At 72.9% G+C, this 13,125-nt stretch carries 13 protein-coding genes; 7 read left to right on the plus strand and 6 right to left on the minus strand.

Annotation, left to right across the window (positions count from 1 at the left end; all coding sequences use genetic code 11):
• Nucleotides 1–177 precede the first annotated feature (177 nt).
• The 5 genes from AB0877_RS18400 to AB0877_RS18420 all read right to left on the minus strand — a co-directional run bounded on the left by AB0877_RS18400 (nt 178) and on the right by AB0877_RS18420 (nt 6,859).
• Complete coding sequence (locus AB0877_RS18400; RefSeq protein WP_366610079.1) at nt 178–3,357, minus strand: UvrD-helicase domain-containing protein; 3,180 nt, start codon at nt 3,355–3,357, stop codon at nt 178–180.
• A 61-nt stretch (nt 3,358–3,418) separates the two neighbouring features.
• Nucleotides 3,419–4,663 carry a metallophosphoesterase gene (locus tag AB0877_RS18405; RefSeq protein WP_366610080.1) on the minus strand — a complete coding sequence of 415 codons (1,245 nt, stop codon included), beginning with the start codon at nt 4,661–4,663 and terminating at the stop codon, nt 3,419–3,421.
• A gap of 14 nt (nt 4,664–4,677) precedes the next feature.
• Nucleotides 4,678–4,932: a MoaD/ThiS family protein gene (locus AB0877_RS18410; RefSeq protein ID WP_366610082.1), complete on the minus strand. Its 255-nt coding sequence runs from the start codon at nt 4,930–4,932 to the stop codon at nt 4,678–4,680.
• Between the two features lie 2 nt (nt 4,933–4,934).
• Nucleotides 4,935–5,948, minus strand: a complete 1,014-nt coding sequence (gene moaA / locus AB0877_RS18415) for a GTP 3',8-cyclase MoaA (RefSeq protein WP_366610084.1) — start codon at nt 5,946–5,948, stop codon at nt 4,935–4,937.
• Nucleotides 5,945–6,859, minus strand: coding sequence for a fructosamine kinase family protein (locus tag AB0877_RS18420; RefSeq protein ID WP_366610085.1), 915 nt, complete (start codon nt 6,857–6,859; stop codon nt 5,945–5,947). Before AB0877_RS18420 ends, moaA begins: the two co-directional genes overlap by 4 nt.
• Nucleotides 6,860–7,032: 173 nt before the next feature.
• On the opposite strand from AB0877_RS18420, the gene AB0877_RS18425 reads away from it, so the two are divergent.
• From AB0877_RS18425 to AB0877_RS18440, 4 genes are all read left to right on the plus strand, one after another.
• Nucleotides 7,033–8,076 (plus strand): DUF4192 domain-containing protein, encoded by a 1,044-nt coding sequence (locus AB0877_RS18425; RefSeq protein WP_366610087.1) that lies wholly within the window; start codon nt 7,033–7,035, stop codon nt 8,074–8,076.
• Between the two features lie 58 nt (nt 8,077–8,134).
• A complete protein-coding gene (locus AB0877_RS18430; protein WP_366610089.1) occupies nt 8,135–8,386 on the plus strand; it encodes a hypothetical protein in 252 nt (83 codons plus the stop codon).
• Nucleotides 8,383–8,781, plus strand: a complete 399-nt coding sequence (locus AB0877_RS18435; RefSeq protein ID WP_366610091.1) for a hypothetical protein — start codon at nt 8,383–8,385, stop codon at nt 8,779–8,781. Before AB0877_RS18430 ends, AB0877_RS18435 begins: the two co-directional genes overlap by 4 nt.
• 119 nt (nt 8,782–8,900) lie before the next feature.
• Nucleotides 8,901–9,617: a GAP family protein gene (locus AB0877_RS18440; RefSeq protein WP_366610093.1), complete on the plus strand. Its 717-nt coding sequence runs from the start codon at nt 8,901–8,903 to the stop codon at nt 9,615–9,617.
• Nucleotides 9,618–9,630: 13 nt separating this feature from the next.
• On the opposite strand, the gene fdhD is transcribed toward AB0877_RS18440, so the two are convergent.
• Entirely contained in the window at nt 9,631–10,497 is an 867-nt protein-coding gene (gene fdhD, locus AB0877_RS18445) for a formate dehydrogenase accessory sulfurtransferase FdhD (protein WP_366610094.1), read from the minus strand.
• 317 nt (nt 10,498–10,814) lie between these two features.
• Between fdhD and AB0877_RS18450 the strand changes: the two genes are divergently transcribed.
• The 3 genes from AB0877_RS18450 to AB0877_RS18460 all read left to right on the plus strand — a co-directional run bounded on the left by AB0877_RS18450 (nt 10,815) and on the right by AB0877_RS18460 (nt 13,123).
• Nucleotides 10,815–11,672, plus strand: a complete 858-nt coding sequence (locus AB0877_RS18450; protein WP_366610096.1) for an NTP transferase domain-containing protein — start codon at nt 10,815–10,817, stop codon at nt 11,670–11,672.
• Nucleotides 11,669–11,935, plus strand: coding sequence for a DUF6457 domain-containing protein (locus AB0877_RS18455; RefSeq protein ID WP_366610097.1), 267 nt, complete (start codon nt 11,669–11,671; stop codon nt 11,933–11,935). Before AB0877_RS18450 ends, AB0877_RS18455 begins: the two co-directional genes overlap by 4 nt.
• Before the next feature lie 81 nt (nt 11,936–12,016).
• Nucleotides 12,017–13,123 (plus strand): hypothetical protein, encoded by a 1,107-nt coding sequence (locus AB0877_RS18460; RefSeq protein ID WP_366610098.1) that lies wholly within the window; start codon nt 12,017–12,019, stop codon nt 13,121–13,123.
• The last annotated feature ends 2 nt before the right edge of the window (nt 13,124–13,125 follow it).

Genomic DNA, 13,125 nt, shown 5'->3' on the forward strand with positions numbered 1-13,125 from the left:
TTGCAGTTTCTGTGCCGACATAAGGTGCATTCCACGCGCATCGACAACCGAAAGTGCAAGATCGGCGGCGTGGCGGCGTGGCGGCGTGGCGGCGTGGCGGCGTGGCGGCGTGGGGGCTCGGGGGCTCGGGGGTGAGGGCGGCGGCCGGGCGGCGTGGGGGCGTGAGGGGGGCGGGGGTTAGATCAGGCGGAGTTGGCGGTCCTTGGGGCGGCGGGGTTCGGCTTCGCCGAAGCGTTCGAAGAGCCCGGGATCGATGGTGCCGAGGAACGGCGACGGTATGCAGTCGCGCTCGCTGCCGTGCCGGGTGCGGCGGGCGGCGTGACTGACGTACAGCCGGTCCTGGGCCCGGGTCAGGCCGACGAAGAAGAGCCGGCGCTCCTCGGCGACGGCGTCCTCGTCGGGGGTCGAGCCCGGCCAGCGAATCGGCAACAACCCGTCCTCGACACCGACCAGGAAGACCACCGGGAACTCCAGGCCCTTCGCGGCGTGCAGGGTGAGCAGCGTGACCGCCTCGGCCCGCGGGTCGAGCGCGTCCACCTCCGCGCCGGTGGCCAACTGCGACAGGAATGCCTCCAGGTCGTCACCGCAGCGTCGGGCCAGCGGGGTCAGCAGGTCCACGGCCGAGCGGACGTCCTCGGGGCGGACCGTGCTGCCGGCGCCGTCCAGGGTGGGCACGGCGAACCGCTCGGCGACCACCTGACCGGCCAGCCGCACCCGGGCGGCGAGTGGACCAGCCAGGCCGTCGGCGTGTCGCAGCTCGCGGGCGATGGCCGCCACCCCGGGCCGATCCCGCAGCCGGTCATGGGAACGCTTCTGCACGGGGATGTTGGCCCGGGTCAGAGCGTCCACGATCGGGGCGGCCTGCGCGTCGGTGCGGTAGAGCACGGCGATGTCGGAGAACGACAGCGTGGTGGAGCGGCCGTCGATGCGGCCCGAGTCCAGGGAGCGGTGCGACAACCCGCCGACCAGATCGTCGACGGTACGCACCACGAAGTCGGCCTCCTCGGTCACCGACGCGGCCGGGTACCGCCCGACCAGCGGAGCTTCCGGGTCGAGCCGGGCCGGGTCGAGCCGCCGGCCCCGGACCAGCGAGGACGGCGCGATGGCCTGCACGGCGGCGGCCAGGATCGGGGCCGACGAGCGGTAGTTGCGGTTGAGCCGGACCAGTCGGGCGTCGGTGAAATCTTCGGAGAAGCGCAGGAAGTAGCCGACGTCGGCACCCCGGAACGAGTAGATGGCCTGGTCCGGGTCGCCGATCGCGCAGAGGTTGCCGTTGGCGGGGCTGAGCAGCCGCAGCAGCTCGTACTGCACCTCGTCGACGTCCTGGTACTCGTCGACGAAGATCCACCGCCAGCGGTCCCGGTACCGTTCGACCAACTTCCGGTCGGCCCGCAGCAGCTCCACCGGCAGGGTCACCAGTTCGTCCAGGTCGACCAGATCCTGCTTGCGCAGCAGTGACACGTACGCGGCGCTGTCGTCGCCGGCCTCGGCGCGTGCCGCCGCCCGCTCGGCGTCGTCGGCGATCCGGAAGTCGGTGGGCAGACCCGCCGCGCCGACGTTCTCCCGCAGGATGGTCAACCCCAACGCGTGGAACGTGCCCACTGTGACATCCTCGGCGACCGGGCCGAGCAGGCCGTCGAGGCGGTGCCGTAGTTCCTCGGCTGCCCGACGGGTGAACGTGATCGCGAGGCAGTGCTCGGGGAAGACGTTCAGCTCCGCGCAGAGGTACGCGATCCGGTGGGTGAGCGTCCTGGTCTTGCCGGTACCCGGGCCGGCCACGATGAGCAGCGGGCCGCCGGGTGCGGAGGCGGCCACCCGCTGCATGGCGTCCAGTCGGTCCAGCAGGCCGGTGCCGACCTCCTCCATGCCGGCGAGCATCGGCTCGAACGGCTCGTGCGGCGATGGTGGCGGCGCGATCGGCGGCGCGGGCGCCGGGACCGGCTTGCGCTTCGGCTCCGCCTTGGCCGCCGCCGGGCGCTTGGCCGCGACTCGGGGAGCCGGCTCCGCGGGTCGTCGCTGCGCCGGCACCGGTACGTCGAACAGCGTCTCCTGCGCGCCCAGCTCGGCCGGGTCGAAGAGCGTGATCACGCCGTACTCGCCGTCGTAACCGGGCACCCGGCGGACGTCGCCGCGCCGCAGCCGCCCGATGCCCTCCGCGAGCAGCTCACCACCGGCCTGTGCGATCTCGGTCAGCGGCGTCGTGGTCAGGATCTCCAGCTCGGGGCCGAGCGTGGCCAGCAGCTCGTTGAGCCGCCCCTCGACCTTCTTCGATCGGGCACCCACCTTGTTGATCTCGCCAAGGATCTCGGCCAGCGGCACCAGGTGGGTGACGTCCCGGGCGTGCGCCGGCCGGTGCCCGTCCGGCCGGTCCGCCAACTCCTCGATCCGGCTGAGGACGCCCACGGTGAGGGGTTTGCCGCACTCGGGGCAGCGCCCGCCGGCTGCCCGGGTGCGCTCCGGGGACCAGTTGACCCCACACAGTCGGTGCCCGTCCGCGTGGTACTTGCCCTCCTCCGGGAAGAACTCGATCGTGCCGGCCAGGCCGTCACCGGTACGCAGCGCCTCCCGAACGGCGAAGTAGTCCCGTTCGGCGGTCAGCACCGTCGCCTCCCGGCCGAGCGCCGGCGGTGAGTGCGCGTCCGAGTTGGACACGAGTTGGTAGCCGTCCAGGCTGCCGACCCGCCAGTTCATGGCGGGGTCGGAGGAGAGCCCGGTCTCCACCGCGAAGATGTGCTCGGCCAGGTCGGCGTAGCAGTCCGCGATCGCGTCGAAGCCCGACTTCGAGCCCAGCGCGGAGAACCAGGGAGTCCAGATGTGCGCCGGCACCAGGTAGCCGTCCGGGCTGGCCTCCAGGGTGATCTCCAGCAGGTCGCGGGAGTCCAGTCCGAGGATCGGCCGGCCGTCGGAGCCGAGGTTGCCGATCCGGCCCAGCGCGGTGTTGAACCGGGCCACCGCGTCCAGATCCGGCAGGTAGATCAGGTGGTGCACCTTGCGGGTCCGGTCGTCCCGCTTGTAGATGGTGGAGATTTCCACGCTCAGCATGAAACGGACCGGGTCCGCCTCCGCGTTCGGCGCGAGTCGGGGTGGCAGCCGCCGGGCGAGGTCGCGTTCCGCCTCCGGGTCGAGCCGGTAGAGCCCCGGTTCGGCCGGGCGCAGCGTCTCCCGCAGGTGGTCGTACCAGGCGGGGTGGGTGAAGTCGCCGGTGCCGAGCAGGCCGATGCCCTTACGCCGGGCCCACCACGCGAGGTTCGGCAGGGTGAGGTCACGGCTGCACGCGCGCGAGTACTTCGAGTGGATGTGCAGGTCCGCGACGAATGGCGGTAGGCCACCGGGGGGTACGGCGCTGAACGGGGGCACGCCGCATCCTGTCACGCCCGCCGCGCCGGCCACCCGCCGCCACGCGCGGACGTGACCTCCGCTATGCCGAGCGCAGCTCGACCAGACTGATCTGCGGCTCCGCCCCGACCCGGACCGGAGGCCCCCAGAAACCGGCGCCGTTGGTCACGTAGACCTTTGTGCCGTCGACCTCACCGAGCCCGCTGACCACCGGCTGCTCCAGCCTGACGGCCAGGTTGAACGGCACCATCTGCCCACCGTGGGTGTGCCCGGACAGTTGCAGGTCGACGCCGTACCGGGCGGCCTCCTTTGCCGCCAGCGGCTGGTGCGCGAGCAGGACCACGGGACGGCTCGGGTCGCGGTCGCCGAGGGCGGCGGCGAAGTCCGGGCCGGCGGCGAGGCCGGTGCCTACCGCGGTGAGGTCGTTCACGCCGGCCAGGTCGAGCACACCGCCCCGGGCCTGGATCTCCTGCCGCTGGTTCTGCAGCACCCGCAGACCGAGCCGGTCGACCTCCTGCACCCACTCCTCCACCCCGGAGTAGTACTCGTGGTTGCCGGTGACGAAGAAGCTGCCGTAGCGGGAGCGCAGGTTACGCAGCGGCTCGGCGGCCGCGCCGAGTTCGGCCACCGAGCCGTCGACCAGGTCACCGACGACCGCGACGATGTCCGCGTCGAGCCGGTTGATCGCGGCGACGATCCGCTCGGTGTGTGCCCGCCCGCGCAGCGGGCCGAGGTGGATGTCCGAGACGGTGGCGATGCGCAGGCCGTCCATGCTGCGGGGGAGTTTGGCCAGCGGGATGCGTACCCGGTCGAGCTGGGGTGGACCGAGTGCGGTGCGAACGCCGTACCCCACGATGCCGGTGGCGGTGAGACCGGCGAAGATCGCGGCCCCACGGGCGAGCACCAACCGACGGGACGGGTCGTGGTCCGGTGCCGCGACGGCGTCGGCGGCCGGCGGGTCGGTCGGCCCGGCGGCCCCGACGAGCACCGGCTCGGGCGCGGCTGTGGTGGGCTCTGCGGCGACCACCCGGCGACGCAGCACCAACCGGGTGACCAGCATCGGGACTTCCAGCACGACCAGCACGATCAGCAGGTAGAACATCAGCGCGAGCCACAGGTAGCCGGGCCAGGCGAGCCAGTAGAGCCCGGCCTGCGTGCCGGCCATGGTGACCGGCACGAGCAGGGCCAGCACCACTGCGGCGATCCCGCCGACCCGTCGCCAGCGGCCCGGCGTGGTGGTGTCCCGCACGAGCCGCTTCCACAGGTAGAGGTGGATGAGGCCGGTGACCAGCGCCAGGACAGCCACGAACCCCAGAACCGCCATCATGCGTGCAGCCTCCCTCAGCCGCCCGCGAACGGGGGCAGGACATCGATCGTGGCCCCGGCCGGCAGGGGTGCCTGACGATCATGACAGGTGACGCCGTCCACGAGGAAACTCGCCACCCGCAGCACCCCGGCGAGCCGACCGCCGTGACGCTGGGTCAGTTCGGCCGTGAGGTCGTCCAGTGACCGCCCGGCGGGGACGGCCTCCTCGGCGCGGCCGGCGGCGGCGCGGGCGCCCGCGAAGTAGCGGACGGTCAGCGGTGGCGCCTCCACGCTCAGCCTCCGATCGCTGACATCGGGCGGGTCGGCTGGAGGAAGGTGGGATCGTCGATGCCGTGCCCGGCGCGCTTGCCCCACATTGCGGTACGCCAGCACCGGGCCAACTCGTCGTCGTCGGCACCGGCGCGCAGCGCGGCGCGCAGATCCGACTCTTGAGTGGCGAAGAGGCAGGCGCGGACCTGGCCGTCGGCGGTCAACCGGGTGCGGTCGCAGTCCCCGCAGAAGGGGCGGGTGACGCTGGCGATCACGCCGACCCGGGCGGGGCCTCCGTCGACCAGCCAGGTCTCCGCCGGTGCCGCGCCGCGCTCGGTCGGGTCGGCGGTGAGATCGAAGACGGTACGCAGCGACGCCAGGATCTCGTCGGCGGTGACCATGGTGTCGCGGGCCCAACCGTGCTGGGCATCCAACGGCATCTGCTCGATGAACCGCAGCTGGTAGTCGTGTTCGAGGGCGAAGCGGAGCAGCGCCGGCGCCTCGTCCTCGTTGACACCACGCATCAGCACGGAATTGATCTTCACGGGGCTGAGCCCGACGGTCGCCGCCCCGGCGAGCCCGGCCAGCACCGCGTCGAGGCGGGGGCGCCGGGTGAGGGTGGTGAACCGGTCCGGGTCCAGGGTGTCCAGTGAGACGTTCACCCGGTCCAGGCCGGCCGTCCGCAACGCCGGGGCCAGTCGGTCCAGGCCGATGCCGTTGGTGGTCAGCGAGACCCGGGGGCGGGGTTCGAGGGCGGCGACCGCGGTCACGATGTCGACCAGCCCGGCCCGGATCAGCGGTTCGCCGCCGGTGAACCGCACCTCGGTCACGCCGAGCAGCTCGACAGCCACCCGGACCAGCCGGACGATCTCCTCGTCGGTCAGCAACTCGGGGCCGGCCAGCCAGGGCAGCCCTTCCGCCGGCATGCAGTAGGTGCAGCGGAGGTTGCACTTGTCGGTGAGGGACACGCGCAGGTCCCGGGCGACACGGCCGTACCGGTCGACGAGGACGCCGTTGGTCCCCGGGGCGACGCTCACCTGTCGACCGTAGCGCGCTCGGCCCGGCTCAGGACGCCACGGGCGGTCTGGACGACCACATCTCGGAAGCTGACGCCGAACAGTGCCGTGTGCACGAGCAGCAGATGCAGTTGGTGCACTGGCACGCGGTCAGGCCAACCGTCCGGTAGTGGCCAACTCTCCTGATAGGCGGCCAGCACGCGATCCAGGTGGGGGATGCCGCCGAAGAGGGCGAGCTGGGCGAGGTCCGTCTCCCGGTGCCCACCGTGCGCCGCCGGGTCGACGAGCCAGGCCCGGTCGTCGACCCCCCACAGCACGTTGCCCGGCCACAGGTCGCCGTGGATGCGCGCGGGCGGCTCGTCGCCGCCGAGCCCGTCGAGGCGACCGATCACCTGCTCGACCAGAGCGGCATCGGCACTCGTCAGCGCGCCACCGTCGACCGAGCGTCGCAGGTAGGGGGCGAGCCGCCGCTCGGCGAACCAGGTCGACCAGCGCCCGCCGGTGCGGGTGTTGTCCTGTGGGAGCGAGCCGATAAAGCCGGGCCAGGTGGCGCCGAAGGCGGTCGCGCCCGCCCGGTGCAGCCCGGCCAACTCCCGGCCGAAGCGCTCCGCTGCCTGCGGCGTCGGTTCGCCGGGCTCCACCCAGTCGAGCGCCAGCAGCTCCGGCAACACCACGATCACCTCTGGTACGCCGACCGTGCCGGCCTCCCGCAGCCAGCGCAGGCCGGCGGCCTCCGCGGCGAAGAAGCCTTCCGGTGCCGGTCGGTCGGCGCCCTCCGGCCAGGACTTGGCGAAGACGGAGTGGCCGTCGTCGAGGGTGAGCCGGGCGGCCGCGCAGATGTTTCCACCGGCGACCGGCGTCTCCCGGATCCGCTGATGGGTCCGGAAGGTCGGAAGGTGTGCCGGATGCGCGCGCAGGTACGCCAGGTCCATCAGCGCACGGTAACCGCTCCTTGAGACAGCCAGGTGTCGCGCGACGAGATCGGCGCTCTTTCCGCAGCTGTAAGTGGGGCTTGAACAGGAAAAACACGTTCAGTAACTGTGGATAAGCCGCGTGTCGTCCACAGGGGTGGCCGGGCCCGGCACACCCGCCGCAGGCTTCCGACATGACCTCGACCGAACGCCCTCAACTCGCCGTCCGCTCACCCGCCGACCTGATCGCCGCTGTGCCGTACCTGCTCGGCTTCCACCCGGCCGACAGCGTCGTCACCGTGGCGTTGGTCGGCCGACAGATCGTCTTCGCCGCCCGCGCGGACCTGCCCGACCCGAGCGAGCCGGGCGGATTGGCCGGGCACCTGGCTGGTGTGCTCCGCCGGCAGGGCGCGGATGCCGTCACCGTCGTGGGTTACGGGCAACCGGAGCGGGTCACCCCGGCGGTGGACGCGCTGCGCGACGCGCTGAACGACTTCGGGCTGCACGTGCTCGACGCGCTGCGGGTGACCGACGGCCGCTGGTGGTCCTATCTCTGCGCCGAGCCCGAGTGCTGCCCGCCTGAGGGTCGCCGCTACGACCCGAGCGCCAACCGGGTGACCGCCTCGGCGGTCTTCGCCGGTCAGGTCGCACTCCCCGACCGGGCCGCCCTGGTGGCGCAGGTGGCACCGGTGGACGGTCCGGCCCGGGAGGCGGCCCGCGCGGCCATCGCCCGCGCCGAGCTGAGACTGGCCGAGCTGGTCGAGCAGGCACCCGAGAGCGACCTGCTCGGGGCTCGGGCGCTGCGCGCCGCGGGGGTGGCAGCGGTCCGTGAGGCCCAGCGTCGGCAGCGGCGTGGTGAGCGGCTCGACGACGACGAGGTGGCCTGGTTGAGCCTGCTGATGACTCACCTGCCGGTCCGCGATCACGCGTGGGAGCGCACCGACGGCCGGGACCGGGACATCGCCCTCTGGACCGACGTGCTGCGCCGCGCCGAGCCGGAGGTGGCCGCCGCGCCGGGTGCGCTGCTGGCGTTCGCCGCCTGGCGCGCCGGGCAGGGCGCGTTGGCGGCGGTCGCGCTCGAACGCACGCTGAGTCTGCACCCCGACTACTCGCTCGCGCTGCTGCTGGACGACCTGCTCCGACGGGGCGTGCCCCCGGCCGAGCTGGACGGCTGGCCGTCGGTCGGGATGCCCGGCGTCGTCCGCCCCCGCAGGCGGAGCCGTCGTGGCCGCCGCTGAGGACGCGATCACTCGCGGTAATACCGCAGGTGCTACCAGAGTTGATAGGCTGGCGGCCGTGACAGTGAAGCGCTCCGTGAGCCTCCCCGACGACGTCGCGGACTGGCTCGACCAGCAGCCCAACGTCTCGGCCGCCATCACTGCGGCGGTGCGGGCTCAGATGCACGGGACGCACCTCGACGAGGTGCTGCGGCGCGCCGGGATCGAGGTGACCGAGGCGGGCAGGGCCCGGTGGCGGAAGCGCCTGGCGACCCCCATCCCGGCAGACGCCCTGGCCGAGGGACGCCGGATGTTGGGCCGCGCCGGATGAGCGATCAGGTCGCTGCCGTGTTCGACGCGTCGGCGTTGACCGCCTACCTTGAGGGCAACGTCTCGGTGGGGGAGTTGATGCTGGAGGTCGCCGACGAGGGGCGGCAGGTGGCCATTCCGGCGACCTGCCTGGCGGCTGCCTATGCGAGCGTGACCGACGAGATCGACGCCGCGCTACTGGGCCTGATGGTGACTGCCCCGATGATCCGTCTGCTGCCGCTCGTCATCGAGGACGTGCAGGACACCGGCAGGCTGGCCCGTGCTGTGGACGGCGACATCTCGTTCGGCCATGCCGCCCGTGTGGCCCTCACCCACGAGGCGCACTACGCGACGGTGCAACCCGCAGCGGCGGCGAAGGTGCTACCGACCAACTGGAGCATTCTCGATCTGTCGTGACGGGTCTTCCGGTGACGCCTCCGTCGAAGGATGTACGCGTTGCTCCTGTCCACGGCCGACGCGGCGGGCTCGCCGCCGCCAGAGAATGATCTCGTGACCGTTCTCCCCGTTGGTACGACATGACCCCCGAGTTGCTGCTGTCGCTGGCCGGGCTGGCGTTGATCGACAGCACCAGCATCGGCACCCTCTTCATCCCGGTCTGGTTGCTGCTCGCCCCCGGGCCGGTCAACGTTCGGCGGATCCTGGGCTACCTCGCCACCATCGCGGCGTTCTACCTCGTGGTTGGGCTGCTGCTGGTCTGGGGAGGCAGCAGGCTGGGCGACGCGCTGGGCGGTGCCCTGAACAACCGGGGCGTCCTCTGGGCACAACTCGTGCTGGGCGTGGGAATGCTGGCGCTCAGCTTCCGCTACGACGGCAAACGGCGTCCCCGTACCGGTGGCGTCCTGCGCTGGCGGGACCGGGCCACCGCCGGAGATTCCTCGGCCCGCTGGTTGGTCGGGCTCGCGCTGCTCGCGGCGCTCGCCGAGGTGGCGACAATGCTTCCGTACCTCGGTGCGGTGGGTCTGTTGGCCACCTCGGGGGTGGGAGCGGCGGGCGTGGTGGTGCTGCTCGCCGGGTACTGCCTGGTCATGGTGCTGCCGGCGGTGCTGTTGCTGGGCGCCCGGGTGGCCCGGCCGCGACTGGTCGAGCCGGTGCTGGCCCGCCTGAACGCCTGGATCGTCACGAAGGCGGGCAGCGCGTTGGGCTGGATCCTCGGCATCGCCGGTTTTCTGATCGCCCGTGACGCCGCCGCACGGCTGGCCCTGTTCGACCTGATCGACCGGATCGGTCGCTGACGGGCCGCTCGGGTCAGGCCGGCTGCTCCACGGTGATCCGGTGCGGCCCGGTGTAGACGTTCATGGTCCGCCCGCGCAGGAAGCCGACAAGTGTCATCCCCGCCTCGTCGGCCAGTTCGGCGGCGAGGGTGCTCGGGGCGGACACCGCTGCCAGCAGCGGCAACCCCGCCATCCACGCCTTCTGGGTCAGCTCGAAGCTGGCCCGCCCGGAGACCAGCAGCAGGTGCCCGGCGAGCGGCAGCCGGCGTTCCCGCACGGCCCAGCCGATCACCTTGTCCACGGCGTTGTGCCGGCCCACGTCCTCCCGGAGCACCACCAGCTCACCGTCGGGGGTGAACAACCCCGCCGCGTGCAGCCCGCCGGTCCGATCGAAGCCACGCTGAGCGGCGCGCAACCGGTCGGGCAGCTCGGCCAGCAGCGTGGCCGGCACGCTGAGCGGGTCCGCCGCGACCGGGAAGAGCGACCGGGTGCGTACCGCGTCGATGCTGGCCTTGCCACAGACACCGCACGAGCTGGTCGTGTAGAAGTTCCGAGACGGGTCGGTGGTCGGTTCCGGTACGCCGGGAGCGAGTACCACGTCCACCACGTTGTACGTGTTCGGCGTCTCCGCGCCCGCACAGAGTTGCGCGGTCAACACGTCGTCGGTCGACCGGATCAGCCCCTCCGTCAGCAGGAACCCGATGGCCAGGTCCAGATCGTCTCCGGGAGTGCGCATGGTGACGGCCAGCGGCCGGCGTCGGCCGGGTCCGGCCGCGCCGACGCGGATCTCCAGCGGCTCCTCCACGGCGAGCGTGTCCGGCCGGCGGATCGCCCCGCGTCCGGCGGTCGCCGCGTCCAGGTCGATCCGGAGTACGCCCCGCCGATCAGTCGCCCGTCCCATCCCGCCATCCTCCACCCCAACCCCGGCCCAAGCGCACGCCCCCAGGCACACGCCCCCGGTGCGTGCCCCGGCGCCCGCCCCCGGCGCGCTCCCCGGCACCCCCGGGCGCGTTGCCCCGGCTCCCACCCCAGGGCGCGTTGATCATGAAGTTAGCCGCGCGTGTCGTCGGCGTGTCGAGCGATAACTCCATGATCACCCGGGTGCGGGGTGCGGGGTGCGGGGTGCGGGGTGCGGGGTGCGGGGTGCGGGGTGCGGGGTGCGGGGTTGGCGGGGTGAGGGGTGGCGGGAGTTGGTGGTGGCACGGCTACGGTGGCCGGGTGGGGACGTACGCCGCCGTGGTGCTCGCGGGTGGGGCCGCCCGGCGGATGGGCGGGGTCGACAAGCCCGCGCTTCCGGTCGGCGGCCGACCGATGCGCGACCGGGTGCTGGCCGCAGTCGCCGACGCGACGCCGCGGGTGCTCGTCGGTGCGGCCGACGCCGTGCCGGCGGGCGTCCGGGTCGTCCGGGAGGACCCGCCCGGCGGGGGCCCGGTCGCCGCGGCGGCGGCCGGACTGGCGCTGCTGGACACCGACGTCACCTTGGTCGCGCTGCTCGCCGCCGACCTGCCGTTGCTCACCCGGGCCGCGATCGGCGATCTGCTGAACCACCTCGACCGGAGGACCCTTGACACCGGTTCGGCGGGCGGCCGAACCGATCCGGCACCGTTGGTCCGTGGCGACCTCGCCGCACCGTTGGTCCGTGGCGACCTCGCCGCACTGCCGGCCCGCGACAGCCTCGCCGCACCGTTGGTCCGTGGCGACCTCGCCGCACTGCCGGCCCGCGACAGCCTCGCCGCACCGTTGGTCCGTGGCGACCTCGCCGCACCGCCGGCTCGCGGCGGCCTCAGGCGGGCTCGCGACGGCCTCGGCGGTGGTGAGCGACCCGACGGGGCGTGCTTCGTGGACGGGAACGGGCGGCGGCAGTCGCTCTGCGGCGTCTGGCGGGTGGCCGCGCTGCGGGCAGCGGTGGACCGGTTGGCGGTCGAGCGGGGCGGCAGCCTGTCCGGGGCCCCGGTGCGGGCGTTGCTGGCAGGGCTCGTCGTGTCGGAGGTGGCCTGGTCCGGCGAGGGCCCGCCGCCGTGGTTCGACTGCGACACTGACGAGGACGTACGCCGGGCGGAGGAGTGGGCGCGATGACGGTGATGGACGACTGGGTCACGGCGGTGTGCGCCGAGTTGGATCTGGATTCGACCGCGGTGCCGGTGCCGGCGGTGCTGGATCTGGCCCGGGACGTCGCCCACCAGGTGCTGCGTCCGGGTGCGCCGGTCACCGCGTACCTCCTCGGGTTGGCGGTCGGCCGGGGCGCGGACCCGGCGGACGCCGCGGCCCGGCTCAGCGCGCTGGCGGGCGCCTGGCCGGTCGGGCTGGACGCGGAGCCCACGGACCCGACGGCCCCCTGACCGCCGCTGTCCGATCCCGGTCCGGGCTGATTCGGCCCACGGGCGGCGTGGGTAGGGTGATCGGGACGGACGGAGGCGATCATGACGGCTGACCACCCCTCGGCGCCGCACGGTGAGCTGCCCGGCGCTTCGACTGAGCCGGCGGAATCGATCCTGCTCGACGAGCCCAGCACCACCGACCTGCGGGCGAAGGTGACCGAGGCGTGGCGGGAGTTCGCCCGTGCGCTCGCCGTACGGCTGCGGGAACTTCCCGTTGGCACCCACCTCGACGTGACCCTGGACCCCACCGCCTCCGGCACCGGGGACGCCGTCTATTCGATCAGTGTCGACGTGGACGCGGACCGGGTGTTGTCCGCCCGCGCGGTCGGCAACTCCACCCTGCCGGCGGGCTACCGACTGGACCGAAGCGCGGTGGCGGACATGGTCGCGCTGGGTTGGTCTCCGCCCGGGGTGGTCGCCGGCTCTGGCGGTTCCTTCGGGCTGAACGCCACGACGGCCGAGTCGACTCAGGTCGCCACCCTGCTCTCCCGCACGCTGCGCGACGTCTACGGCGCTCCGCACCCGGCATTCCTCGTCTATCTTGTGCACGACGCCGAGGGCGAGCCGTTGGCCGTGGAACCGCTGGGCACCGCCCGCAGCGAGTTCGGTCCCGACGCCGACGTCGAGGCGGACCTGGAGGAGGCGTTGGCCGAGGCGGCCGCCGCGCAGGTCGAGCAGGACGACGTGCTCGACCTGGCCGATCGGGTCCGGACCGTGGTCTCCACCATGTTGAAGTCGGACGCCGACCGGTTGCAGATCGACTCGGACGGCGACATCACCATCCGTGCCGGCTCGGCGATGGTCTTCGTGCGGGTACGCGACAATCCGCCCCTGGTGGACGTCTTCTCCCCGGTGCTCACCGAGGTGGAGCCGACCGAGCGGCTCTACGTCAAGCTCTCCGAGCTGACGAACCGGATGCCGATCGGCCGCCTCTACTGCGCCGACGACACCGTGTGGGCGTCCATCCCGGTGTTCGGCCGCAACTTCCAGGCGACCCATCTGATGCTGGCCGTGCAGGTGATGACCGGTCTCGCCGACGAGTTGGACGACCGTCTGCACGGCGAGTTCGGCGGCAAGCGGTTCTTCGGTGAGGGCGACAAGCCGGTCCGACGCGACGAGTCGGAGCACCGCACCGGCATGTACCTCTGAGT

Origin of the sequence: Micromonospora sp. NPDC047644 (genome assembly GCF_040704315.1) — a bacterium.
Lineage (GTDB): Bacteria > Actinomycetota > Actinomycetes > Mycobacteriales > Micromonosporaceae > Micromonospora.

Excerpts from the sequence above, each read along its gene's own strand:
- AB0877_RS18405 (WP_366610080.1), bottom strand. The coding sequence starts at position 4,663 with ATGATGGCGGTTCTGGGGTTCGTGGCTGTCCTGGCGCTGGTCACCGGC.
- AB0877_RS18420 (WP_366610085.1), bottom strand. The coding sequence starts at position 6,859 with ATGGACCTGGCGTACCTGCGCGCGCATCCGGCACACCTTCCGACCTTC.
- AB0877_RS18440 (WP_366610093.1), top strand. The coding sequence starts at position 8,901 with ATGACCCCCGAGTTGCTGCTGTCGCTGGCCGGGCTGGCGTTGATCGAC.
- AB0877_RS18455 (WP_366610097.1), top strand. The coding sequence starts at position 11,669 with ATGACGGTGATGGACGACTGGGTCACGGCGGTGTGCGCCGAGTTGGAT.
- AB0877_RS18460 (WP_366610098.1), top strand. The coding sequence starts at position 12,017 with ATGACGGCTGACCACCCCTCGGCGCCGCACGGTGAGCTGCCCGGCGCT.
- AB0877_RS18435 (WP_366610091.1), top strand. The coding sequence starts at position 8,383 with ATGAGCGATCAGGTCGCTGCCGTGTTCGACGCGTCGGCGTTGACCGCC.
- AB0877_RS18425 (WP_366610087.1), top strand. The coding sequence starts at position 7,033 with ATGACCTCGACCGAACGCCCTCAACTCGCCGTCCGCTCACCCGCCGAC.
- fdhD (WP_366610094.1), bottom strand. The coding sequence starts at position 10,497 with ATGGGACGGGCGACTGATCGGCGGGGCGTACTCCGGATCGACCTGGAC.